General features: G+C 62.6%; 24 protein-coding genes and 1 pseudogene. 11 read left to right on the forward strand and 14 right to left on the reverse strand.

Annotated features, from left to right (window positions below; translation table 11 throughout):
- Positions 1-56 precede the first annotated feature (56 nt).
- Complete coding sequence (locus GVK95_RS01000; RefSeq protein WP_159946006.1) at positions 57-980, forward strand: glycosyltransferase family 2 protein; 924 nt, start codon at positions 57-59, stop codon at positions 978-980.
- A gap of 47 nt (positions 981-1027) precedes the next feature.
- Here GVK95_RS01000 and GVK95_RS01005 read toward each other — a convergent pair whose 3' ends face one another.
- On the reverse strand, positions 1028-1894 hold the full coding sequence (locus GVK95_RS01005; RefSeq protein ID WP_159946007.1) for a DUF6492 family protein: 867 nt from the start codon (positions 1892-1894) through the stop codon (positions 1028-1030).
- 267 nt (positions 1895-2161) lie between these two features.
- Here GVK95_RS01005 and GVK95_RS01010 point away from each other — a divergent pair, with 267 nt between their 5' ends.
- Complete coding sequence (locus GVK95_RS01010; RefSeq protein WP_159946008.1) at positions 2162-3235, forward strand: glycosyltransferase; 1074 nt, start codon at positions 2162-2164, stop codon at positions 3233-3235.
- Between the two features lie 105 nt (positions 3236-3340).
- Positions 3341-4129, forward strand: coding sequence for a WecB/TagA/CpsF family glycosyltransferase (locus GVK95_RS01015; protein WP_159946009.1), 789 nt, complete (start codon positions 3341-3343; stop codon positions 4127-4129).
- A 102-nt stretch (positions 4130-4231) separates the two neighbouring features.
- Here GVK95_RS01015 and bla read toward each other — a convergent pair whose 3' ends face one another.
- Positions 4232-5158, reverse strand: a complete 927-nt coding sequence (gene bla, locus GVK95_RS01020) for a class A beta-lactamase (RefSeq protein ID WP_159946010.1) — start codon at positions 5156-5158, stop codon at positions 4232-4234.
- Positions 5159-5319: 161 nt separating this feature from the next.
- Here bla and GVK95_RS01025 point away from each other — a divergent pair, with 161 nt between their 5' ends.
- Positions 5320-6216 carry a LysR family transcriptional regulator gene (locus tag GVK95_RS01025; RefSeq protein ID WP_159946011.1) on the forward strand — a complete coding sequence of 299 codons (897 nt, stop codon included), beginning with the start codon at positions 5320-5322 and terminating at the stop codon, positions 6214-6216.
- On the opposite strand, the gene GVK95_RS25155 is transcribed toward GVK95_RS01025, so the two are convergent.
- The 6 genes and pseudogenes from GVK95_RS25155 to GVK95_RS01050 form a co-directional block, all read right to left on the reverse strand.
- Entirely contained in the window at positions 6213-6413 is a 201-nt protein-coding gene (locus GVK95_RS25155) for a DUF1508 domain-containing protein (RefSeq protein WP_244618651.1), read from the reverse strand. The genes GVK95_RS01025 and GVK95_RS25155 overlap by 4 nt on opposite strands.
- Positions 6408-6578, reverse strand: a pseudogene (locus tag GVK95_RS25160) (DUF1508 domain-containing protein); the annotation flags it as partial. The gene GVK95_RS25155 and the pseudogene GVK95_RS25160, both read right to left, overlap by 6 nt.
- A gap of 113 nt (positions 6579-6691) precedes the next feature.
- Positions 6692-6991 carry a CcdB family protein gene (locus GVK95_RS01035; protein WP_159946013.1) on the reverse strand — a complete coding sequence of 100 codons (300 nt, stop codon included), beginning with the start codon at positions 6989-6991 and terminating at the stop codon, positions 6692-6694.
- A 3-nt stretch (positions 6992-6994) separates the two neighbouring features.
- Complete coding sequence (locus GVK95_RS01040) at positions 6995-7225, reverse strand: type II toxin-antitoxin system CcdA family antitoxin (protein ID WP_159946014.1); 231 nt, start codon at positions 7223-7225, stop codon at positions 6995-6997.
- A gap of 160 nt (positions 7226-7385) precedes the next feature.
- On the reverse strand, positions 7386-9209 hold the full coding sequence (gene lepA / locus GVK95_RS01045) for a translation elongation factor 4 (RefSeq protein WP_159946015.1): 1824 nt from the start codon (positions 9207-9209) through the stop codon (positions 7386-7388).
- A gap of 317 nt (positions 9210-9526) precedes the next feature.
- On the reverse strand, positions 9527-9760 hold the full coding sequence (locus tag GVK95_RS01050; RefSeq protein WP_159946016.1) for a DUF2171 domain-containing protein: 234 nt from the start codon (positions 9758-9760) through the stop codon (positions 9527-9529).
- 185 nt (positions 9761-9945) lie between these two features.
- Between GVK95_RS01050 and GVK95_RS01055 the strand changes: the two genes are divergently transcribed.
- The 3 genes from GVK95_RS01055 to GVK95_RS01065 all read left to right on the forward strand — a co-directional run bounded on the left by GVK95_RS01055 (position 9946) and on the right by GVK95_RS01065 (position 11586).
- Complete coding sequence (locus tag GVK95_RS01055) at positions 9946-10536, forward strand: XRE family transcriptional regulator (protein WP_159946017.1); 591 nt, start codon at positions 9946-9948, stop codon at positions 10534-10536.
- A gap of 39 nt (positions 10537-10575) precedes the next feature.
- Entirely contained in the window at positions 10576-11094 is a 519-nt protein-coding gene (locus tag GVK95_RS01060) for a GNAT family N-acetyltransferase (RefSeq protein WP_159946018.1), read from the forward strand.
- A gap of 117 nt (positions 11095-11211) precedes the next feature.
- Positions 11212-11586, forward strand: a complete 375-nt coding sequence (locus tag GVK95_RS01065; RefSeq protein ID WP_159946019.1) for a hypothetical protein — start codon at positions 11212-11214, stop codon at positions 11584-11586.
- Positions 11587-11676: 90 nt separating this feature from the next.
- Here the strand turns inward: GVK95_RS01065 and GVK95_RS01070 are convergent, their stop codons facing one another.
- The 3 genes from GVK95_RS01070 to GVK95_RS01080 all read right to left on the reverse strand — a co-directional run bounded on the left by GVK95_RS01070 (position 11677) and on the right by GVK95_RS01080 (position 14909).
- Positions 11677-12828, reverse strand: coding sequence for an MFS transporter (locus tag GVK95_RS01070; RefSeq protein ID WP_159947415.1), 1152 nt, complete (start codon positions 12826-12828; stop codon positions 11677-11679).
- Positions 12829-13057: 229 nt separating this feature from the next.
- Positions 13058-13681: a TetR/AcrR family transcriptional regulator gene (locus GVK95_RS01075; protein WP_159946020.1), complete on the reverse strand. Its 624-nt coding sequence runs from the start codon at positions 13679-13681 to the stop codon at positions 13058-13060.
- Between the two features lie 130 nt (positions 13682-13811).
- Complete coding sequence (locus tag GVK95_RS01080; protein WP_159946021.1) at positions 13812-14909, reverse strand: alpha/beta fold hydrolase; 1098 nt, start codon at positions 14907-14909, stop codon at positions 13812-13814.
- Positions 14910-15192: 283 nt separating this feature from the next.
- On the opposite strand from GVK95_RS01080, the gene GVK95_RS01085 reads away from it, so the two are divergent.
- Entirely contained in the window at positions 15193-16221 is a 1029-nt protein-coding gene (locus GVK95_RS01085; protein ID WP_159946022.1) for a histone deacetylase family protein, read from the forward strand.
- Positions 16222-16290: 69 nt separating this feature from the next.
- A complete protein-coding gene (locus tag GVK95_RS01090; RefSeq protein ID WP_159946023.1) occupies positions 16291-17286 on the forward strand; it encodes an alpha/beta hydrolase in 996 nt (331 codons plus the stop codon).
- Between the two features lie 56 nt (positions 17287-17342).
- Here GVK95_RS01090 and GVK95_RS01095 read toward each other — a convergent pair whose 3' ends face one another.
- Positions 17343-18455, reverse strand: coding sequence for a TRAP transporter substrate-binding protein (locus tag GVK95_RS01095; protein ID WP_159946024.1), 1113 nt, complete (start codon positions 18453-18455; stop codon positions 17343-17345).
- 151 nt (positions 18456-18606) lie between these two features.
- The gene (locus GVK95_RS01100; RefSeq protein WP_159946025.1) at positions 18607-19113 is read right to left on the reverse strand and encodes a truncated hemoglobin; all 507 of its coding nucleotides are present in this window, start codon (positions 19111-19113) and stop codon (positions 18607-18609) included.
- A gap of 198 nt (positions 19114-19311) precedes the next feature.
- On the opposite strand from GVK95_RS01100, the gene mbfA reads away from it, so the two are divergent.
- Together mbfA and GVK95_RS01110 are read left to right on the forward strand one after the other, a co-directional pair.
- On the forward strand, positions 19312-20295 hold the full coding sequence (mbfA, locus tag GVK95_RS01105) for an iron exporter MbfA (protein ID WP_159946026.1): 984 nt from the start codon (positions 19312-19314) through the stop codon (positions 20293-20295).
- A gap of 69 nt (positions 20296-20364) precedes the next feature.
- Positions 20365-21609, forward strand: a complete 1245-nt coding sequence (locus tag GVK95_RS01110; protein WP_159946027.1) for an MFS transporter — start codon at positions 20365-20367, stop codon at positions 21607-21609.
- Here the strand turns inward: GVK95_RS01110 and GVK95_RS01115 are convergent.
- A complete protein-coding gene (locus GVK95_RS01115) occupies positions 21606-22223 on the reverse strand; it encodes a transglutaminase-like cysteine peptidase (protein WP_159946028.1) in 618 nt (205 codons plus the stop codon). The genes GVK95_RS01110 and GVK95_RS01115 overlap by 4 nt on opposite strands.
- Positions 22224-22301 lie beyond the last annotated feature (78 nt).

Genomic DNA, 22301 nt, shown 5'->3' on the forward strand with positions numbered 1-22301 from the left:
AGAGGCTGAAATCAGCCAGATTGCAGTCGCCGGTGACAAGAGCTTCGGAAATGCCAATGCAGGATGCGGGTTCGATCCAGGCGGTCGTCTGTATCCCGACCTTTCGTCGGCCAGCCTGGCTGGCGCGCACGCTCGCGTCCGTCATCGCGCAGGAAACCGATTTCCTCTTCGCCATCATTGTTGTCGACAATGATGCCGCCAATCCGGTCGGCGCAGTCTGCGCCGAAGAAATGCTGGGCCCGGCAAACGTTCCTTATGCGGTGTTCACCGAGGGTAAGCAGGGCAATTGCCACGCGATCAACCGTGCCTTTGCCGAAGCGATGCAGGCCTTTCCCAAGGCCGAGTTCCTGCTGATGATCGACGATGACGAAATGGCCATGCCTGGCTGGCTGGCGGCGATCGTTGGAACGGCGATGCGCGAGAATGCCGATGTCGTCGGAGGTCCGGTCGATCGGGAGTTCGAGGTGCCGGCGACCGCAGCCGTCATGCGGCATCCGCTGTTCGGCTCGATCGAAGGAGAAAGCCGCGAGATCGACCAGATCCATGGCTCGGGCAATTGCCTGATCCGCCGCCGGGTGTTCGAGGGGCTCGAATCGCCCCTGTTCGACGTGCGCTTCAATTTTCTCGGCGGCGGCGACATGGAATTCTTCACCCGCTGCCGCAAAGCAGGCTTCAGGACCTGGTGGTGCGCCGAGGCGCTGATCCACGAATTTGTTGCCGAGGAACGGGTCTCGGCCCGCTTCCTGATGAAGAGGTCGATCCGCACCGGCAGCATCAACTATGTCATCGACCGAATCCACAGCCGATCCGCGCTCAAGCCTGTTGCCAAGAATGCGGCGAGCCTTTTCCTCGGGCTTGGGCGGTCGCTGCTGCTGTTGGGGCAGACCCGCCACTTGCTGCCGGCAAGCCATCCCCTGCTGGTGTCGCTCGGCCGGACAGTGGCAAGCCTGGGTTTCCTGCCCAAGCCCTACAAGGGCTGACAGAACAGGGGGCTGACAGGATAGGGGCTGACGGGGCCAGGGCAGCCTCAGGCTTTGCCGATGGCGACCTCACGGATGATCTCGATCGGCGTATGCGTGTGCGACTGGATGGTGATGGCGCATTGGTGCGGCAACAGGCTGTCGATCAGCGCTTGAAGACCGGCGCGATCGAGCGGCGGCCCTACCCAATAGGTGACGCAACGGCTTTCCGAGACCCGCTCGTGCCGGGCGGCAAGCGTCGGATCGCTGGCGACTGCCGCGCCATAGACCAGATATTCGGAGAAATGCCGCTGGCGTGCCAGTGCCTGCCACCACGGCAGGCCGGAAACCGCTTCGATGCGGCTTGTCATGACCTTCACGGTTTCGCGCTCCCAGAGCGTCATCGGGCCGATGAAGTCGTCACCGGGCAGGATCGGATCCGGCAGGCCGAGAACGCTATGGGCGTTCTGCCACCAGCGCACGTGGTTGGGACGGGAGGGATTGATCTCGCCGGGCTCGACATAATGTGGCAGCCTTGCCGTCGCGGCAATCTCCGCCAGATCGAGGGGACGGCAGAAGACGTTGTCGGAATCGACGCACATCACCCGTTCGCTCGACTGGGCGAGCGTCATGGCAATCTTGCGCAATTGCTGCAGGTGCCAGCCATAGACCGGCAGATGGATGGCGGGCGACCACCAGTAGCGCCGGCCGCGCCATTTCGGCAAGGCCCAGAATTTCGGCAGCAGGCTCGAGGACGGGACCACACGGCGCTTCGGCCCGGCAAGTGCTGAAAAAAGGTCCGCGTCTTCATCGCCGACGACGATGTAATGCATGTCGTACCCGGAGACATGACGATCGATCGATTCGCACAGCAGCTGGCAGCAGTCGAAATCGCCGCTATAGCTTGGCGTAACCAGCGAAATGGATGTGGTCATGTCTCTTCCCTCGTCGCCGCGGTGCCGGCTGTCCGGCATGCCCGGGCAAATCTAGGATGCATTTTTCTAGAATAGCTTAACGGCCTCTTGTGCAATACCGGTGGCTCAGGATCAGCGACGAACTGCATCGATGCGGTGCTTCATGCAATTTTTAGATTAAAGGCCGATTTTGCTCACCGTACCGCGGCTTGCCTGGCGGTTTCGACCCGCGACATGTGCATGCAAGTACATCGGTCAAACCATGGGCCAGGAATTGGACTGATCGACATGGCAGAAAAGAACTACCTCGTTTTTGTATCCGATGCGGTGCAGACCTGCGGCGTCGAGAGTTTTGCCGGTCTGCTGGCCGACCGGCTGGGAGCGCGCGCGCGCAGACATAGGCTCGATTTCAACCTGCTATCCTTGGCAAAGGCCCTGTCCGGCGTCGATGCGGCGATCTTCAACTTTCCGGTCGTCGGCTGGAAGACGAAGCTTGTCGAGCCAACGCTTGCGGCGCTGGTCGCCTGGCTCATGCGCCGCAAACTTGTCGTCGTGCTGCATGAATGGCAGGCACTGGACTGGAAGCGCCGTCTGGTGCTGATGCCGGTCATGCTGCTGGCCAGCCGCGTCTGTTTTTCGGCGCCGGAAATTGCAGACGAGTTTGCCGTAAGCCCGGTGTCTAAAGTCACGACGAAGCGTCGCGCCATCGTGCCTGTGCCGCCCAATCTCGTGCCACCGGCCACATTGCAGCCCGGATCGCGATCGCGGGCGCTGGAAGCGCAGAAACAGGCCGGCCGCCTGATCATCGGCCAGTTCGGCTCGATCTACCCGAAAAAGCAGTCGACCGAAGTCCTGGCCATCGCAGCAGACCTGCTTGCGCGCGGCCATGATGTCGGCATTGTCTTTGTTGGATCCTTCATCAAGGGCATGGACAATATCGAGCGCGATTTCTTCGAGCTTGCGAGCCGCCTTGGCATCCGTGAGCGGGTCACGGTCACAGGCTATGTCGCGACCGATGCCGAACTCTTTGCGATTTTCGAGCAGGTTGACGTGTTCTGCTATCTGTTTCCCGAGGGATTGACCGCACGTCGCGGCAGTGTGCTGGCGGCCGGCCTTTCCGGCAGGCCGGTGATCGTGAACGCGCCGCGCCGCGGCGCAGCACTTGCCCATCATGGCCTGTTTCGCCGGCTGATCGAGCACAAGGCGATCCACCTCGTCGCGACCGATGCCGATGCGCAGGCCATGGCGGACGCGGTGCTCGAAGCCTGGCACGCACCCGCTCCACGGATAGAGGCAGGCCCGGAACTGCAAAGACTGTGGTCGGAGATCGTCGCTGTGGTCGAGGATGGCGCGCAGCCATGAAGGTCGTTGCTCTGCGGTTGTCCTGCGGCGGTCACTTCGTAGCGAACCGTTAACATAGCGGTAGTAACTTGCAGGACCAAACGACCAACTGGACGTCCCTTTCGTATGCACAATGCAGACCTGACAGATCGCCCGACGGACGATGGTGCAAACACCGTCCGGCTCGGCGGTCTCCCCATTGCCTTGATCGACATGCACACATCCGCCCATGCGTTCATTCGCATGGCGCTTGACGCGCGCAACAGGGACGGCCTGCCGTTCTACTCGACCTCGGCCAATGGTCAGGTGATCGCGCTGGCGGCGAAGGACGATGGGTTCAGAGACATCCTGCTGAAGGCAGGGCAGATCCATGCCGATGGCATGCCGATGGTGCTGTTGTCGCGCATGCTCTGCCGCACGCCGCTGCCCGAACGGGTGGCGACCACCGATCTGGTCCATGCGGTGGCAGCGCTGGCCGAGCGGGCGGGCGTCAGCTTCTACTTTCTCGGCGCAACCGAAGACAGCAACCGGCGCGCGGTGGCGCAGATGCGCGCGACCTATCCGGACCTGATCTTTGCCGGGTCATCGAACGGTTATCTGGCAGACCGGGAAGAGGCGGTGGTCGCCGAGATCGCCCGGCTGAAGCCGGACATCCTGTGGATCGGCATGGGCGTGCCTTATGAACAGCAGTTTGTCGCGCGCAATCTCGACCGGCTGCGTGGCGTCGGCGTCATCAAGACCTCCGGCGGCCTGTTCGATTTCCTCGCCGGCAAATTGCCGCGTGCGCCGGAATGGATGCAGAAGGCCGGGCTCGAATGGCTCTATCGCCTGTTTCGCGAGCCGCGCCGGCTGCTGGTGCGCTATCTCTCGACCAACCCGATCGCTCTCTATCAATTGCTGACCAAGTCTGGCTGATTAAGTCCGGCTGACCAAGTCTGGCTGATCGCTTTTGTGGTGAACGGACGGCAATGGAAAGCCGCAGCCCTCGCCAGAGCGGGGACGGCTGCGGCTGTGCGGTCAGATTTCGAGGATGCGGGTCAACAGCCGGCCGATTTCGGCCATGGCCGGATCCGTTTCCGGGCGCGGCGTCTTGGTTTCGGTGATGAACACGGTTGCCACCAGCGGCTTGCGCTCCGGCGGCCAGATCACGGCAATCACATTGTTCGTGCCATTCGCCCCGGCACCGGTGCGGTCGCCGATGGTGAAACCGCGCGGCAGGCCGGCGCGCAGCTTCAAACCGCCGGTGGTATTGGCGATCATCCACTGGCCGAGTTGATCGCGCGATGTCGGCGACAGCGCATCGTCGAGCACCAGCGCTTTCAGGAGGGCGGCCATCGCTGCGGGGCTTGTCGTGTCGCGCTTGTCGCCCGGTTTTGCGCTGTTGAGCGCCGGTTCCATCCGGTCGATGCGGGTGACGGGGTCACCCAGCGAGCGCACGAAGGCGGTAAAGCCTGCCGGACCGCCGATCGCCTCCAGCAGCAGGTTGGCGGCCGTGTTGTCGCTGACCGTGGTTGCCGCATGGCAGAGCTCGGCGAGCGTCAAGCCAGCCTTGACGTGTTTTTCCGTGACCGGTGAATGGGCGATCAGGTCGGCCTTCTTCCAGTGCAGCCGGCGCGACAGATCCTCCCTGCCGGCATCGACACGCGAAAGCACAGCAGCGGCGGCGATCGCCTTGAAGGTGCTGCACATCGGAAAGCGCTCGTCGGCGCGGTAGCCGAGCGTCATCCCGGTTTCGGTGTCGAGCACGAAGGCGCCGAGCCGCGCCTGAATGCGCGCCTCGATCGCCTCGAGCGCTTGGGCGAACTGGCCGTCGCCATTGCCGGCCGCAAGCGACAGGCGCGGCGCGGCAAGGGACGCGCCGATGACAAGGCCGGCAAGCCGGGTGAAGTGGCGGCGGGAGATGGGGGCGGAGGATGAGGATGAGGATGAGGATGAGGTGGGCATGGAGGCTCCTTGGGCATGCTGGAGATGCAGTTTGCAGTTTCGCCGGCCAGGGGAGTTTCGCGCTCCGGCTTGCGATTGGCTTGCCCCCATCGCTAAATTTATCGCAATTGCACCGCAAGCGACCTTATCTGGTATCTTGCATTAGAAAACCTGGGGCATTCATGGTTCGACCCTATCTTCCGCTCAACGCGCTGCGCGCCTTCGAGGCCTCGGCCCGGCATCTGTCGTTTACCCGCGCCGCGATCGAGCTCTGCGTCACCCAGGCAGCCGTCAGCCAGCAGGTCAAGCAGCTCGAGGACCGGCTGGGTGTTGCCCTGTTCAAGCGCCTGCCGCGCGGACTGATGATCACCGAAGAGGGCGAGGCGCTGCTGCCGGTGCTGCGCGAAAGCTTCGACCGCATCGCCGGCACGCTCGACCGTTTCGACGACGGCCATCTGAGCGAAGTGGTCAAGGTCGGCGCCGTCGGCACCTTTGCCGTCGGCTGGCTGCTGCCGAGAATGGCGGATTTCGCCCGCCGATGTCCGTTTGTCGAACTCAGGCTCTCGACCAACAACAATCGCGTCGACATGGCCGCCGAGGGCCTGGATTTCGCCATCCGCTTCGGCAATGGCGCCTGGCACAGCACGGAGGCAGAGCAGCTGTTAGAGGCGCCCCTGTCGCCGCTCTGCCTGCCGCAGATCGCCGTCCGGCTGAAGGCGCCGGAGGACCTGCTCGGCGAGACGCTGCTGCGTTCCTACCGCGCATCGGAATGGGCGTCGTGGTTTGCGACAGCCGGGGTCGAGGCCTCGGCGCCGATGAAGGGCATGGTCTTCGATACCTCGCTGGCGATGATCGAGGCCGCCCAGCAGGGGGCAGGCGTGGCGCTGGCGCCACCGCTGATGTTCCAGCGGCTGCTGACGTCGGGTCAGCTCGTACAGCCGTTTGCCATCGAGACGGGCATGGGCAGCTACTGGCTGACGCGGCTGAAATCACGCCAGCTAACCGCCGGCATGCGGCTGTTGCAGGATTGGTTGCTGGAGATGGCGGCCGGTGAGGGTTTGCGACGAACGGCAGGTTAGCCCTCTTCGACGACCTCGGCCTCGGGCGCATTCTTCTGCACCGAGGTGGCGCAGTTCCTGGCGCTGGCCTTCGCCTTGTAGGTTTCCGAGCGCACCATGATCTCGCCATTGGCGGCACGGAAGCGCAGGAAGGTCTCGCCGTTCTTCGCTTCGTCGATCTCGAAGCGATAGCCGCTGCCGGTCTCCTGCTTGGTCAGGTCGACGATCGCGGCTGCCGGTGCATTTTTCTTGATCGACTCGACGCAATTCTTCGCGCTTGCCTTCGAGGCATAGTTCTCCGACCACACCATCACTTCGGCATTGTAGACGAACTGGACGCGGTATTCGCCCTTCTCGGTCTTGACGATCTTGAACTTGTGCATTGGCTATTCCCCCTTGGAAGCGATCGCGTCGCGGTTTATTCGAATTGCCTGCACAACTAAATAACGAGGATTTGGAGGGGCTGCAAGCGGGGGGAAGGGTTGCAGATGAAGCCTCAGAATCCCTGGAACAGGAAGTCCGTGGCGGCCGTGATTTCGTCCGCCCTAGGCGACAGGTCGGCGATGGCGGGGCCGAGTGCGGAGAGAGGAAGTGCAGAAAGACGATGCGTGGCCAAAACATAGGTGCGGTCACCTATCACGAAGCGAGGTGTGAGCGGCGCGATTGTCCAAGACACCTGTTCAATTGGGTGGAGTGGGGCAACGACCCGGGATGGGAGATCCTGCAAAAAATCGGACTGAAGATCGACAACCAACTGGTCTTCGGATTTTAGGCGATAGACCCAAAATCGTGCCATGTTCTACCAGACCCGGTACTTTGCCAGCGGCAGGCCATGCTTGGCGACATATTCATTGTCCGCCTGAATTGCGTCCGCGTTCTCGATTTTCCAACGCCGCTCTTTTTCCGCCTTCACAGCATGTGCGATGCCGGCTTCGGCAGCACGCGTCACGTCGAGCCCGAGTTCATGGGCTTCCGCGACAAGCGTCTCATCCAGGGGCAGTTCGGTGGGTCTGCGGGCCTGCGTCGACATGCACGGTTCTCCGGTGAAGGCGAGGCAGTGTAACGCAAGCATGGCGGAACCGGAAGCGGGAGCCGAGGGCGGCGGGCCGCCCTTGGTGCACGTGTCAGTCTTTCGCCCGTTGGCTGTACGCTATGCCAACGGTAATGCTGATGACTTCACTCGTCACTCGTCACTCGTCACTCATCTTCAGCGCGGCGATGAACGCTTCCTGCGGAATATCCACCTTGCCGAACTGGCGCATGCGCTTCTTGCCGGCCTTCTGCTTGTCGAGCAGCTTGCGCTTGCGGGATGCGTCGCCGCCGTAGCACTTGGCGGTGACGTCCTTGCGCATGGCCGAGATCGTTTCGCGGGCGATCACGTTGCCGCCGATGGCGGCCTGGATCGGGATCTTGAACATGTGGCGCGGGATCAGGTCTTTCAGCTTCTCGCACATATCGCGGCCGCGCTTTTCGGCAGCCGAACGGTGGACCAGCATCGACAGTGCATCGACCGGCTCGCCATTGACCATGATCGACATCTTGACGAGGTTGCCCTCGCGATAAGCGTCGAGATGGTAGTCGAACGAGGCATAACCCTTGGAGATCGACTTCAGGCGGTCGTAGAAATCGAACACCACTTCGTTGAGCGGCAGCTCATAGGTGAGCATGGCGCGCTTGCCGACATAAGTGAGTTCCGTCTGGATGCCGCGGCGGTCCTGGCAGAGCTTGAGGATGCCGCCGAGATAATCGTCCGGCGTCAGGATGGTTGCCTTGATCCACGGCTCGTGGATTTCCGAGATGCGCACCACGTCCGGCATGTCGGCCGGGTTATGCAGTTCGCGCTCGGTGCCGTCGGTCATGAACAGCTTGTAGACCACCGAAGGCGCCGTCGCGATCAGGTCGAGGTTGAACTCGCGCTCGAGGCGCTCCTGGATGATTTCGAGATGCAGCAGGCCGAGGAAGCCGCAGCGGAAACCGAAGCCGAGGGCGGCGGACGATTCCATTTCGAACGAGAAGGAGGCGTCGTTGAGGCGAAGCTTGCCCATCGCAGCGCGCAGGTCTTCGAAATCGGCCGCATCGACCGGGAACAGGCCGCAGAACACAACCGGCTGGGCCGGCTTGAAGCCCGGCAGCGCTTTTGCCGTCGGCTTCTTGTCTTCGGTAATCGTATCGCCGACGCGCGTGTCGGCCACTTCCTTGATCGAGCCGGTGAAGAAGCCGATCTCGCCGGGGCCGAGGCTATCGACGGCGAGCATCTTCGGGGTCAGCACGCCGACGCGCTCGACCTGGTATTTGGCATCTGTGCCCATCATCCGGATCGTCTGGCCCTTGGTCAGCACGCCGTCGAGAATGCGCACCAGAACCATGACGCCGAGATAGGTGTCATACCAGCTATCGACCAGAAGCGCCTTCAGCGGGCCTTTGTCGCCCATCTCGCTCTTCGGCGCCGGCAATTGGTGCACGATCGCTTCCAGCACATCGGGAATGCCGAAACCGGTCTTGGCCGAAATCAGCACGGCTTGGCTTGCGTCGATGCCGATGACTTCCTCGATCTGCTCGCGAATGCGGTCGGGTTCGGCGGCCGGCAGGTCGACCTTGTTCAAGACCGTGATGATCTCGTGGTTGTTGTCGATCGCCTGATAGACATTGGCGAGCGTCTGGGCTTCGACGCCCTGGGAGGCGTCGACGACCAGCAGCGAACCTTCGCAGGCCGAGAGCGACCGCGACACTTCATAGGCGAAGTCGACATGGCCGGGCGTGTCGATCAGGTTGAGGATATAGGTCTCGCCATTGTTGGCCTTGTAGTGCAGACGCACCGTCTGGGCCTTGATGGTGATGCCGCGCTCGCGTTCGATATCCATCGAATCCAGCACCTGCTCGGACATGTCGCGCTCGGCAAGGCCGCCGGTCGTCTGGATCAGACGGTCAGCCAGCGTCGACTTGCCGTGGTCGATATGGGCCACGATCGAGAAATTGCGGATATGGTCGAGGGGCGTACGGTTATCTGTGCTCATGGCTTGCGCATATAGCAGCGGGCCGTTTCAGCGCATAGCAGGAATTTAACTAAAATCGCCAGAAACGGTGGCTTTCTTGCGCAAGCGCGGGTCGTCGCATGCGACTTTTCACCAGCCTGCACCGCCAAAATGGCCGGGCACGGGCTTGCCCGTTCACATTGCAGATCGACGGCGCGTGCTGCGCAGGCGAATCGCAAAGCGGTTTTCTGCCAACGAAGCGTTTGCAATGAAACGAACGAAGCCGCGGCATTGCTGCTGCGGCTTCGCGAAAATTGTACGCCATTCCTGCGGGCAATGCCGCCGGAGCCGGCGCCTCGTTAGTTCATCGAGGTCCACTGGCTGTGCACGTCGGTGATGCTTTTCGACAGATGTACATGCTTGTCGATATGATCGACCCAGTCGAGCGGGATCAGGTGATGCTTGCCGTCCGGCGCACCGGACCTTGTCAGCTTGATGCGGCTCTGGCCTTCAAGATGATCGACGTTGCCGACATGCGAGCCATCGACGGCAATCACTTCCATATGTTCACGGATCTGGTCAGCGGAAATCATCGGGGTTCCTCCTGAGGATGGTGACGAGTGATGGTTTTGTGTGGTCGTGTCACTTTGCGAACAAAGCGCGATGCATGGCTTTTGTTCCGCAATCCTTGCCCATCCGTTGATTTCTTTTGCCGACAGCCCGCCAGCCATAACCCGCCGGATTGACTCCATGATAAGAGTACGATTATTCTCTTATAATGGAATCATGCAGCGAGCAGTTTGAACAGACAGTGGCCGAGCGGCTCAAATCGTTGCGGGCGGAACGCGGGCTCACCCTTGATGCACTGGCCGAGTTGTCCGGTGTCAGCCGCGCGATGATCTCGCGTGTCGAGCGCGCCGAAGCGAGCCCGACAGCGGCCTTGCTGGCGAGGCTGTGCTCGGCGCTCGGTGTCTCGCTGTCGGTCTTCTTCGACAACGAAGCCAGACAGGCCAGCCCGTTGGCGCGCCGGGCAGACCAGCCGCTCTGGCGCGATCCCGACAGCGGCTATCTGCGCCGCGCGGTGTCGCCCCGGGCTACCGGTTCTACGGGTACGGGCAGTGCCGTCGATATCATCGAGGTCGAGTTTCCGGCCGGCGCCGAGGTTCGCTTTCCAGGCAAGCTGTCCAGCCGCAGCCAGACCCAGCATGTCTGGGTCTTCGAAGGCGAGATCGTCATGACCGTTGGCAAGGAGGTCCATCATCTGTCGGCCGGCGATTGCCTGTTCATGAATGTCGCCGACGTGCACGGCTACCGCAATCCGGGCCTGGTCGCGGCCCGTTATGCGGTGGTCGTCAATCTGGGCTCCTAGTCGTCCGTTCCCCATCAACGCCAGCATCAGGAAAATACCATGACCGCCATCCGTCTGCTCGACGAAACCGAAACGCTGCGGGTCTTGCCCGATCTCTGCGAGGTGCTGGCCGATTGCATCGACGGTGGCGCATCGGTCGGCTTCATGTCGCCATTTGCGCCGTCCGATGGTGTGCCGTTCTGGCAGGGCGTTGCGACAGCCGTCGGCCGCGGCGAGGTGCTGCTCTATGTGGCCGAAGTAGGCGGCAGGGTCCGTGGCACCGTGCAGATCGGCTTTGCCAGCAAGCCGAACCAGCCGCACCGCGCCGACCTGATGAAGCTGCTGGTGCACCGAAGCGCGCGTGGTCTGGGTCTGGCGCGGCTGCTGATGGCGGCCGCAGAGCGAGGTGCCGCGGAGGCCGGACGCACCCTGCTCGTGCTCGACACGGCAACCGGCGAGCCGGCGGAAAAGATCTATGAGAAGCTCGGATGGCAGAGGACAGGCGTCGTGCCGGCCTATGCGCTGTTTCCCGATGGCCGCCTCTGCGACACCACGATCTTCTACAAGCAGCTGGGTTGAGTGCAGATCGGGCAACGTGTACCAAAAATTGCCACGCCTGGAGCGCGGCCGTCCCCTTCTCAGTCGCAAGCCGTGTGATAGTGTCCCCCGAACCAATTTAGTTTAGGGATCAATAACATGCTTTTGTCTAAGGGTCGCTCGTTGCGGCTTGCAGTTCTGGCGTTCGCAGCAATGGTGACGGCACCGGCTTTGGCCGCGGATGTCACCTTCGTCATGAAGAACGACCATCCGAATGCGGTCGAGGTCGAGCTCTACAGCCAGGATCGCGATCATGTCTGGCCCGGCGATGGCGAAGTCTATTATCTCGACGATGGTGAGGCGAAAAGCATATCGCTGGCCTGCGAAGAGGGTGAGAAGATCTGCTACGGCGCCTGGATTTCCGGCGATCGCGCCTCCTATTGGGGCACGGGTCCGGACAATGGCGAAACCTGCACCGATTGCTGCTACACCTGCTCCGGCGGTGAAACCCAGCAGATCAATCTGGTCGAATAAGTTCGAATACGGCGGGGGCCGGGGGCAAGGGCGATTTCCAAGGTCAATGACCTGGAAGTCGCCCTTTTCTGTTTGAGCACCTCAGAGCGTTTATCCTTTACGCTTCTCCGTGGTGAACACGGCCAGCGCCAGAACCGGCAGGGCGAGGCCGATCATCGAGGCGAGCGACCAGGCACCGGAGGCAAAGGCCCATGCGCCGAGCGCCGAACCGATGGCGCCGCCGGTAAAGAAGATCGCCATGAACAGCCCGTTCAGGCGGCTGCGCAGGTCGGCGCCGAGTTCGTAGATCGACCGCTGTCCGGTGACCAGCGTCATGGTCACGCCGAAATCGAGCAGGATGGCGGCAAAAGTCAAGAGCGCCAGCGCCAGGCTCGATCCTTCCGGTGCGATATGGGTGATCAGGAAGGCGGCGGCGACGCTGAGGAGGCCGAACGAGGTGGCCGGGCGCACGAGGCCCCGGTCCGCCAGCCGTCCGGCGATCGGCGAGGCGATGGCACCCGCGACACCGGCGAGCGCAAACAGCGCGATCCCGCCCTGGGTCAGGCCGAAGGCAGGACCCGCGAGATAAAGCGGCGTCACCGTCCAGAACAGGCTGAAGGCGGCGAATTGGTAGGCCTGGTAGGCGGCGCGGCGCTGCAGCACCGGCTGGGTGGCAAGCAGCCGGCCCATCGAGGCGATCAGTTGCAGGTAGCTGAGCTTTGCCGCAGGTGCCCGGCGCGGCAGCCGCGTCCAGAGCAGCGCGGCCAAAGCGACCATGACCACGGCCGAAAGATAGAACACGGTGTGCCACGAGAAAAGGTGGGCAATCACGCTCGCGACCGGCCGCGCCATCATGATGCCGAGCATCAGCCCGCTCATGACATTGCCGACGACGCGCCCGCGCACCGCATCCGGCGCGAGATTGGCCGCAAACGGCACGATCATCTGGACTGCGACCGAGCCCAGCCCGATCGCCAGCGACGCGGCCAGGAATGGCCCGGGCGTGGTCGAAAGCCCGGCGGCGATCAGGGCGAGCGTGACGAGGCCGATCATGCCGACGATCAGCCGCCGGTTCTCGATCAGGTCTCCCAGCGGAACCAGCAGCAAAAGCCCGATCCCGTAGCCGATCTGGGTCAGCGTGACGATCAGTCCGGTGGCTTGGACCGGAAGGCCGATGGCGGCGGCGATCGGCCCGGCGAGCGGCTGCGCATAGTAGAGATTGGCGGCAATCAGCCCACAGGCGGCGGCCATCATGAAGGTCATGCCGGCCGAGAGGCCAGTGGGTTGGCCAGTGGGCTGGCCACGGGATGGATCATTGGGGGCGAGCGGTTTGGCAGTGGCGGTCTGGAGGGTCATCGGAGGTATCCTTGGGAGGAAAAGACGAACGGGGGAGGGTGCAAAAATTGTGCTGAAGGGTGGCAGACCGGGGCAAGACGGATTTGGCGGGCGCTTGTTATCGGCCCGTCGGCCCGTCGGCCCGTCGGCCCGTTGGTCAGTCGAGCAGTCTGACCACGGCTTCGGCCGAGGCGAGCGTCTGGGCTTCCAATGCGGCCGTCTTGCCGGCGATGCGAATGCCCTGCAGATAGGAAAACAGTGCAAGCGCCGTGGGTGCCGGCGCAAGGTCGGGCCGGATCGAGCCATCGGCCTGGCCCTCATGGATGAAAGCCTCGATCCGCGCGACGAGCCGGCCATTGTGCAGGCTGACGCGTTCGGCGATCTCGGGATCGGAAAGCGTGAGTTCGACGGCGGCGCCGATCGCCAGACATCCGCGCCGGCCGGTCTCGCCACAGGCGGCCATGGCGTAGAAACCCACCACGCGCGACACCTTCTCGCGGCCGTTGCAGGCCGAGGCCAGCGCCTCGTCGAGCAGGTCGGCGCGGACCTGCTTGTAGCGATCATAGGCGGCGATGAACACGTCGCGCTTGTCGCGAAACGCCTTGTAGATGCTGCCGGCGGTCAGGCCCATGGCCGACTTCAATTCGCTGATCGACGTGCCGTGATATCCATTCTCCGAGAAAATCCGGATGGCGGCGTCGAGCGCGTCATTCATGTCGAATTCGCGCGGGCGTCCAGGGGAGCGGGCGGGAGAATGGGCGGCGGTATCTGGGGCGGTCATAGGCTGCGCCAATCAAATAGGAAACGATCGTTTCCAAATAGGCGCATTGATCGGAGACGTCAAGTGGCGAACGCGGTGCTTTGATTACATGGCGAACACAGCGGTCGCCATGCAGTTTCGGGTTCCTTGCTCAGTCGTGGTGGTTCAGCATGCGCGTGAAGGCTTTCCCGATGTGATCGACGAGTTCTGCATGGATATCGGTGCGCGACCGCTCGGGGCTCTCGTCGCAGATCGGATCCGGTTCGCCGATCTGCTTCAGCATGGCGGCGGAACCGGGTTTGCACAGCGGCAGGAAGCTGAAATGGTCGGCCTTCTCGATCTGCCTGTAGGTCGCGCCGGCAATTTTGGTGGCCAACGCGTCGGACAGCACGGCGACGGGAATATGGCCGGTGCTGCCGAGATTGACGAAGGCAAGCGGGATGTCGATCGCGGCGAGGCTGTCCGGCGTATAGCTGGTAGCAAGGCCCGGATCGACCAGCACGGCCGCTTTGAAACGCGGATCGCGATTGGACTGTTCGAAACGCCGGCGGTCCACGCTGCGCAGGTCGAGCGGTGGCACCCTGATCTCTTCGTCGTTGACGAAACCGCGTCCGCCTTTGAACCAGCGGCAGTCCATCATCGCGGGATAGCTGGCGCAATAGGCAACGTAAGCGTCGAGACTTGCCCTTGCGCCGGCGATTTCCAGCGCTGCCGTGCCGCCAAGCGAAAAGCCGAGCACGCCGACCCTGGCGGGATCGACCACGCTGCGCCAAGCCTTGTCGGTGGTGATGCTGTCGAGCACGGCTGACAGGTCGGCCGTTCGCTCCCAGATCTTCGGTGTTGCTTCGGGTATGGAATCGCCGCTTGTCGTGCCGGGATGGTCGGGACCGGCGACGACAAAGCCTGCCTCGGCAAGCGCCGTTGCGATCCAGGCCATGCCGAGGGCGCGAGAACCGGAACCGTGCGATAGCAAAATGAGCGGAAACGCGCCCTTGGTCGGTTTGGCATGGTGCAGCACGTTGGTGCCCTCGAAGATGCGATTGTCGCCGACGGCCATACGGTGACCACCGGATGCGGCCGGATACCAGACGGTGACGACAAGCGGTTTGGTGCGGGCGGGTGCCGCAATGGCGAGCGTTTGAACGCCGACAGGGTGGCCGGCAAAGCCCGTGCCGTCGGCGAGTGCGAGAGTGGGGGCGAGTGCAAGGGTGATCATGGCAAGGGCAGCTATCGCAAGAATGGAACGCATCGGAACCTCGTTCGAGTTGGAGAACGGGGACATTTCACGCAAGACCGGCCCCGGAGGCGCCCCGGATCGCGATCGAGAACGTCCTTGATCACGATCCGGTCTTCGAGGTGATCCAGCGTCGGCTTGGGTGAAATTCGAGCGATCGTCGGCTCGCGCCGAGACTTGCTATAATTTCTGGTCAGATGATCGGAAATATCCGCACCTCCCTTGCCGACAAGAAGCGCCTGACGCTAGGCTGAGAAAAACCAAAAGCGGACGATGGTCCAGCACACGGGGAACAGCAATGCGCGTCTTTTATTCGGAAAAACACAGACTTCGCGATGCAAGGACCGAGCTGCATGGCGGCCTGCTGGTCAAGCCCTTCGAGGGACCGTTCCGGGCCGAATGGATCCTGGCAGCCGTCAAGGACGCAGGTTTCACCGATGTGCAGGCGCCTTCCGAACACGGGCTGGAGACGGCGCTGAAAGTGCATGACGCCGGCTATCTCGATTTCCTCGCCACCTGCTGGGAGCGCTGGCAGGCGGCCGGTTTCCAGGGCGAAGCGATCGCGACTTCGTTTCCCTGCCGGCGCAGCCAGATCGCCCGTGTGCCAAACCATATCGACGGTGCGCTCGGCTACTATGCCAATTCAGCCGAGACCGCGATCTCCGGCGGCACCTATGAGGCGGCGATCGCCTCGATGGATGTTGCGCTGTCAGGTGCCGACTGGCTGAACGCCGGCAACCGGTTTGCCTTTTCGCTTTGCCGCCCGCCCGGCCATCATGCCGGTATCGACCTGTTCGGCGGTTATTGTTTCATCAACAACGCCGCTGTCGCTGCCCAGCGGCTGCTCGATCTCGGTGCCCGCAAGGTCGCCATCCTCGATGTCGATTTTCACCATGGCAATGGCACGCAGGACATCACCTACCGCCGCGACGATATCTTCTTTGCCTCGCTGCATGGCGAGCCGGCCGATGCCTTCCCCTATTTTCTCGGTTATGCGGACGAGACCGGCGAAGGGGCGGGCGAGGGGCTGAATGCCAACTATCCGCTGCCTTCGGGCACACCGTTCGACGTCTGGTCGGCAGCACTGGCCAACGCGCTTGAGCGCATCAAGGCCTATGGCGCCGAAGTCATTGTCGTCTCTCTGGGTGTCGATACATTCGAGCAGGACCCGATCAGCTTCTTCAAGCTGAAGACGCCGGACTATATCCGCATGGGCGAGATGATCGCCAAGACCGGCATTCCGGTGCTGACCCTGATGGAAGGCGGCTACGGCGTGCCGGAAATCGGGCTCAATGTCGCCAATGTACTGAAGGGCCTGGAGGGCTGACGACAGGATGATCGCAAAGGATCGCGGCAGTCTCGGCCGATGGAATGTCTTCGTCCACGAAGGTGAGGCATGACGGTTGGCTATAGGGAAGGCCTGAGCTTCGACGCGACCCGGCAGAACTGGGATGCGTCCGGCATCAGGCCGCTGGCCTGGACGGCCTGGTATCCGGCAGCAAATGGCGCAAATGCCGAAGTTCCGAGGCAAGCGTCGTGGTTCAGGCAGGAACCGGTCGCGCGCGATGCGCCGGTCGCCTCGTCCGACATACCGCATCCGCTGGTACTGCTGTCGCATGGCAGCGGTGCGAGTGCGTCGGCCATGGCCTGGCTGGCGTATCGGCTGGCAGAGCGGGGCTATGTCGCCCTTGCCGTCGATCATCATGGTCATACCGGCAGCGAGCGCTACCGGGCCGAAGGTTTCCTCTGTCTCTGGGAACGCGCCGCCGATCTTGTCGCGCTGCTGGATGATCCATCATGGCGCCGGTCGCTGGGCGGGACGATCGATGACCGCGCCCATGTCGCGGGCTTTTCCGCCGGCGCCTATACGGCGCTGCAACTGGTCGGCGCCCGTGTCGCCTATTCGCAGTTCGAGCCGGACAATCCGGTCAAGAGCCCGGTTCGTGGCCCGCGGGAGTTTCCCGATCTCGCCGATCAACTGCCCAGCCTGCAGGCCAATCCGGTTTTCCGCACATCCTGGGAGCGCCGACGCTCCGACTTTTCCGATCCGCGGTTTCGAAGCGCCATCGCCATTGCGCCGGGGCGCTCTGTGCTGGGCTATGCCGTCGAAAGCCTTGAAGCGATGTCCCGCCCGGTCTTTGTCATCGGCGGCGATGCCGATGACGTGGCGCCGCCGTCCGAGTGCTGCGACTGGCTTGCCAGCCACATCGAAGGCAGCGCGCTCGAGATCATCACGGGGGGAATAGGTCACTACACATTTCTACCGGAAGGATCGAAGATCGGAACGCAACTGTCGCCGGACCTGTTCCGCGACGCAGCGGGCGTCGATCGGCGTGGCGTGCATGACGCGGTTGCCGGCCGGATCGCGGACTTCTTCCACGGCGTCCCGTAAATGCAGACGGCCCGCTTTGGGCGGGCCGTCGCTTACGTCAATGCAGTAATCAAGACCTACAGATTGCCCTGGCGCTGCTGGATCATCTGATAGGTGTCAAAGCTGTATTCGGCGATCTGCGCCCAGAGATAGGCGTCCTGCTTGAACGCCTGCTGGCTGTCGAACAGCTTCTTGAAGTTTTCGTTCTTGGCGCTGATTTCGGCATAGGTCTCCTTGGCTGCCTTGTGGCAGACATCGAGAATTTCCGACGAGAAGGCGCGCAATTGGGTGCCATTGGCGACCAGTTCGCGCAGCGCCTTGGCATTCGATGCGTCGTAGCGGGCGAGCATGCGGGCATTGGCGGCAGCGCAGGCATCGGTGAGGATGCTCTGGTAGCTTTCCGGCAGCTCCTTGAACTTGTCGAGATTGAAGAAGGCGTGCACGGTCGGGCCGCCTTCCCACCAGGCCGGATAGTAGTAATACGGCGCGACCTTGTAGAAGCCGAGCTTCAGGTCGTCATAGGGGCCGACGAATTCGGTGGCGTCGATCGTGCCCTTTTCCAGCGCCGGATAGACATCCGAGCCGGCGATCTGCTGCGGCGTGACGCCAACCTTGCTCATGATCTCGCCAGCGAGACCGGCAATACGCATCTTCAAACCCTTGAGGTCGTCGATGGTCTTGATTTCCTTGCGATACCAGCCACCCATCTGGGCGCCGGTATTGCCGGCCGGCAGGGCATAGAGCTTGTGGCCCGCGAGAAAATCATTGAGCAGCTGATTGCCGCCGCCCGCCGTAAACCAGGCATTGGTCATGCGTGCATTGAGGCCGAACGGTACGGCGGTGCCGAGCGCGAATGTCGGATCCTTGCCGATGTAGTAGTAGCAGCAGGTGTGGGCCATCTCGACCGTACCGGCGGTGACCGCGTCGGCAGCCTGCAGCGGCGGGACGATCTCGCCGGCCGCGAACACCTGAATCTGGAAATTGCCTTCGGTGGCCTTCGACACGCTTTCGGCGATGTCGGTGGCCGCACCGAAGATGATGTCGAGGCTCTTGGGGAAGGACGAGGTCATGCGCCAGGTGATCTTCGGATTTTCCTGGGCAATGGCCGGAGTGGTAAGGGCCGGAGTGGCGAGCGCGGCGGCGCCCATGCCGGCAACGCCGGCCTGCGTGATGAATTGACGGCGGTTCATTGATCTCTTGCCTTGAATGTTTCCATGTCCCCCAGCTCCCGGCTGCGGTCTAATCGCGCAGGACGGGGCGTGCAAGTCGAAAAACTCGTAATCTTGTCCAAAAGGTAACCGGATTATCGCGCTTCTTGCGTATCTTCCCCGTTTTGCGCAATCAGTTGGATTTGGACGTGGACGGAGATGGGGGCGGAGATGGGGATGACGGCTGGCGGTTCGGATCGTCCAGTGCCGGATTGTAGAACAGCGACAGCACCAGGCTTTTCGCGATGCGTTCCGCGCTGTTGATGAACCAGTCGCCGGCTGCCGGCGAAGCACCGATATCGCGCAGTGTCAGGGCAAACAGGTGCAGCCACTGGCCGAAAAGCTCTTCCGCCATGCCGTCGACGCCGTGATGCGCCTGCACAGGCTTGCCGCCATAAGCGCCGGTCTTGAAGGCGATCGAGGACCAGAAGGACTTCATCTTGACCATGTGCTCCGGCCAGCGCCCCGACAGGCGTGTCTCGAACACAGGGCCGAGATTGGGGTGCTGCCGGATGCGGTCGTAGAACGTGTCGACCAGCCGGTCGATGAAAGCCTGGTCGACGCCCATGCGCGTCATCGCGGCTTCTGCCCGTGCAACGATGTCGGCCCGGTTTGCGGCGCGGCCGGTCAATTCCGTCATGCCCTGAACTCCTTGTCGGCGCCTGCGCTGGACCATGGTCCATGGTCCGTGCGGCGCACCGTCGGCGCCGTCTGCCCGGCGTCTTGCTGCCCCTGTTTCACCGATCTTGGTCCTTTGGTCAAACCGGTTACCCTGCGACTTGACCTCGCAGGGCCTCTGCACTAATTATTTAGAATAGTTCTAAAAATGGATGACGCGATGAAATTGTCTGCCTTTGCATCGGCCAAACGGCCCTTCGACAGCCTGAGCGAGCAGGAGATCCTCGGCCTGGCGATTTCGTCAGAAGAAGACGATGCGCGTATCTATCTGGCCTATGCGGACCAGTTGCGCGGTGATTTCCCGCAATCGGCCAAGGTCTTCGAGGACATGGCGGAAGTGGAGCACAGTCATCGCAACATGCTGATCGCGATGCACCGCGAGCGTTTCGGCGAGCGCATTCCGCTGATCCGCCGCGAGCATGTCCGCGGTTTCTACGATCGCAAGCCCGATTGGCTGCGCAACAGCCAGACGCTGGATCAGATCCGCGCCGAGGTCGAGCGCATGGAGGAGGGTGCTGCCCGCTTCTATCGCACAGCGCTGGAGCGTACGTCGGATGCCGGGATCCGCAAGCTGCTCGGCGATCTGGCGCTGGCAGAGGAAGGCCATGAGCAAATTGCCGCGATGCTGGAAGAAAAGCATGTCTCCGGCGATGCAAGGGTCGAAGAGGACGATACCGTCCGCCGCCAGTTCATCCTGACCTATGTCCAGCCGGGCCTCGCCGGACTGATGGACGGCTCGGTTTCGACCTTGGCGCCGATCTTTGCCGCAGCCTTTGCCACCGGCGACACCTGGCAGACATTCCTGGTCGGTCTCTCCGCCTCGGTCGGTGCCGGCATATCGATGGGCTTTACGGAAGCGGCCCATGACGACGGCAAGCTCTCCGGACGCGGCTCGCCGATCAAGCGCGGCCTTGCCTCCGGCATCATGACGGCGCTTGGCGGGCTTGGTCATGCGTTGCCCTATCTCATTCCGCATTTCTGGACAGCGACGGTCACGGCGGCGGTGGTGGTGTTCTTCGAGCTCTGGGCGATTGCCTTCATCCAGAACCGCTACATGGAGACGCCGTTCTGGCGGGCTGCCATGCAGGTCGTGCTAGGTGGTTCACTGGTGCTGGCCGCCGGTGTGCTGATCGGGCATGGATAAGGTCCGGGTTGACGTTGGGGCAGGCGGGTTGTCATCTGGCTGCCATGCAACGGACTTAACTGGATCCGCATGAAACTGTCTCCCGCGACCATCGGTCTGGGCGTCTCCATGACCATCGGTTACGGCACGCTCTACTATTCCTTTTCCGTTCTGGCTCCGGAGATTGCCGGCGAATTCGGCTGGGACGAAAGTTTTGTCTTTGCCATTTTTTCGCTGGGTCTGCTGGCCGGTGCCGTCTCGGCGCCGATCGTCGGCCGGCAGATCGATCGCTTCGGTGCCCGGCTGGTCATGAGCCTCGGTTCGCTGCTGGCCGCGCTGTCGCTGGTGCTGCTCGCCCTGATGCAGAACGCCTGGCAGTTTGCCGCTATTGCGCTGGCAGCGGAATTCGTCGCGATCGCCGTGCAATATGATGCCGGATTTGCAGCCCTTGCCCAGCGGCATGGTCGAAACGCCCGCGCTGAAATCACCCTTGTGACGCTGATCGCCGGTTTTGCCTCGACGATCTTCTGGCCGCTGTTGCAATGGCTCCTCACGCTGATGAGCTGGCGCGATGTCTATCTCGTGCTGGCCGCGATGAACCTGCTGATCGCCTTGCCTATCCATCTCGCGATGCCGCGGGATGTGCCCGCGCGGGCTGATGAAGGCGGGGCCAAGGCGCTGCCGGAACGTGGCGACGAGGCTAATAAGGCCGAGGGTCAAGAGATGCGGTCGCAGCCGGCAATACCTGTCGCAAGCGACAGGCGGCAGATGGTCTTGATGGCGATCAGCTTTGCCGGCGGTGGTTTTGTCATGTCGGCGATCGGCGCAGCCTTGCTGGTCCTGCTCGGTGATCTCGGCTTTGCCGCCGCCACGGCCACCTTTGCCGCAAGTTTCATCGGCCCGTCGCAGGTCGGCGCGCGGCTGATCGAATATCTCCGTCGCAGCCTGTTTTCACCGCCGCTGACGGCCGTCATCGCCGCGGTCGCGATCACGCTGGCCATGGCCCTGCTGTGCCTGACCCTGGTCCAGCCCTGGCCGATCGCCATTTTCGCCTTTGCCGTGGTCTACGGCATCGGTCAGGGCCTGACCTCGATCGTCCGCGGCATGCTGCCGCTGCATTATTTCGGCCCAGATGGGTATGGCCGCCGCACGGGCGCGCTTTCCGGCATCCGCATGGTGCTGTCGGCCGCAGCGCCATTCTCGATCATAGTGCTCAATGAAAAACTGGGGCCGGCCGCGGCGCTCGCCTGTCTGGTGCTTGTCGCAACGGCCTCGACCATTGCCATGCTGGCGCTGGTCAGGCTTGACACAAGGCCGCAGCCGCAATCGGCCTAGCGCAGGGCGCCGACCAGAACGTCGGCATTGCCGTTTTCGATCGTCACCCAGCGGCCGGTATCATAGCTCGCCTGGCGCTTCAGATAGGTGTAGCGCGTTTCGTTCCACAGCTTCACCCCGTCATTGAGGTTGTCGAGGATGAAATCGCCCGACTGGGTGCGCACGGTCAGAACGGCATGGCCCTCGCCGTCGGGCTTGCGCACGACGGTGATCAGCAGATCGGCTGCCGAAAACCCGGCAGACATCAGCTTGGCGCGCTTCAACAGAACGAAATCCTCGCAATCGCCGACATCGGTCGGATAGACCCAGACTTCGTCGCGGCCGTAGATTTCAAGGTCGGTCATCGGTGTGATCGAATGATTGACCGTTGCGTTGATCTCGCTGATCACGCTCCAGCCATGATCGGTGACCTTGGGCACGGAGCCGGGACGGCTGCGCACGGCGCATTCGGCAGGATTGGCCTTGCAGAATTCGTAGTGACCGATCGGCTGCGACGTGACGCTGCCGGTGATCATCGAGTTGAGGGGCTTCGGCGCGCCATAGCCGAAATCAGCCGGTGCCATAACCGCCACCGCGATGAGCAGCGCCTTGATGGCGCGCGAACCGTTCATCATGAAACTGTCCCCTGTATCGTTAACGAAAAGTTAAGATTGTCAGGGGGTATGAGTCAATCGCGCCGGGGAGCAACCCGA

Source organism: Rhizobium sp. 18065, assembly GCF_902706095.1.
In the GTDB taxonomy this organism is placed as follows: Bacteria; Pseudomonadota; Alphaproteobacteria; order Rhizobiales; family Rhizobiaceae; genus Allorhizobium.

Bases quoted from the DNA above. Each gene is read 5' to 3' on its own strand.
- GVK95_RS01000 (WP_159946006.1), top strand. From the start codon at position 57: ATGCAGGATGCGGGTTCGATCCAGGCGGTCGTCTGTATCCCGACCTTT.
- GVK95_RS01005 (WP_159946007.1), bottom strand. From the start codon at position 1,894: ATGACCACATCCATTTCGCTGGTTACGCCAAGCTATAGCGGCGATTTC.
- GVK95_RS01010 (WP_159946008.1), top strand. From the start codon at position 2,162: ATGGCAGAAAAGAACTACCTCGTTTTTGTATCCGATGCGGTGCAGACC.
- GVK95_RS01015 (WP_159946009.1), top strand. From the start codon at position 3,341: ATGCACAATGCAGACCTGACAGATCGCCCGACGGACGATGGTGCAAAC.
- bla (WP_159946010.1), bottom strand. From the start codon at position 5,158: ATGCCCACCTCATCCTCATCCTCATCCTCATCCTCCGCCCCCATCTCC.
- GVK95_RS01025 (WP_159946011.1), top strand. From the start codon at position 5,320: ATGGTTCGACCCTATCTTCCGCTCAACGCGCTGCGCGCCTTCGAGGCC.
- GVK95_RS01035 (WP_159946013.1), bottom strand. From the start codon at position 6,991: ATGGCACGATTTTGGGTCTATCGCCTAAAATCCGAAGACCAGTTGGTT.
- GVK95_RS01040 (WP_159946014.1), bottom strand. From the start codon at position 7,225: ATGTCGACGCAGGCCCGCAGACCCACCGAACTGCCCCTGGATGAGACG.
- lepA (WP_159946015.1), bottom strand. From the start codon at position 9,209: ATGAGCACAGATAACCGTACGCCCCTCGACCATATCCGCAATTTCTCG.
- GVK95_RS01050 (WP_159946016.1), bottom strand. From the start codon at position 9,760: ATGATTTCCGCTGACCAGATCCGTGAACATATGGAAGTGATTGCCGTC.
- GVK95_RS01055 (WP_159946017.1), top strand. From the start codon at position 9,946: ATGGAATCATGCAGCGAGCAGTTTGAACAGACAGTGGCCGAGCGGCTC.
- GVK95_RS01060 (WP_159946018.1), top strand. From the start codon at position 10,576: ATGACCGCCATCCGTCTGCTCGACGAAACCGAAACGCTGCGGGTCTTG.
- GVK95_RS01065 (WP_159946019.1), top strand. From the start codon at position 11,212: ATGCTTTTGTCTAAGGGTCGCTCGTTGCGGCTTGCAGTTCTGGCGTTC.
- GVK95_RS01070 (WP_159947415.1), bottom strand. From the start codon at position 12,828: ATGACCTTCATGATGGCCGCCGCCTGTGGGCTGATTGCCGCCAATCTC.
- GVK95_RS01075 (WP_159946020.1), bottom strand. From the start codon at position 13,681: ATGACCGCCCCAGATACCGCCGCCCATTCTCCCGCCCGCTCCCCTGGA.
- GVK95_RS01080 (WP_159946021.1), bottom strand. From the start codon at position 14,909: ATGCGTTCCATTCTTGCGATAGCTGCCCTTGCCATGATCACCCTTGCA.
- GVK95_RS01085 (WP_159946022.1), top strand. From the start codon at position 15,193: ATGCGCGTCTTTTATTCGGAAAAACACAGACTTCGCGATGCAAGGACC.
- GVK95_RS01090 (WP_159946023.1), top strand. From the start codon at position 16,291: ATGACGGTTGGCTATAGGGAAGGCCTGAGCTTCGACGCGACCCGGCAG.
- GVK95_RS01095 (WP_159946024.1), bottom strand. From the start codon at position 18,455: ATGAACCGCCGTCAATTCATCACGCAGGCCGGCGTTGCCGGCATGGGC.
- GVK95_RS01100 (WP_159946025.1), bottom strand. From the start codon at position 19,113: ATGACGGAATTGACCGGCCGCGCCGCAAACCGGGCCGACATCGTTGCA.
- mbfA (WP_159946026.1), top strand. From the start codon at position 19,312: ATGAAATTGTCTGCCTTTGCATCGGCCAAACGGCCCTTCGACAGCCTG.
- GVK95_RS01110 (WP_159946027.1), top strand. From the start codon at position 20,365: ATGAAACTGTCTCCCGCGACCATCGGTCTGGGCGTCTCCATGACCATC.
- GVK95_RS01115 (WP_159946028.1), bottom strand. From the start codon at position 22,223: ATGATGAACGGTTCGCGCGCCATCAAGGCGCTGCTCATCGCGGTGGCG.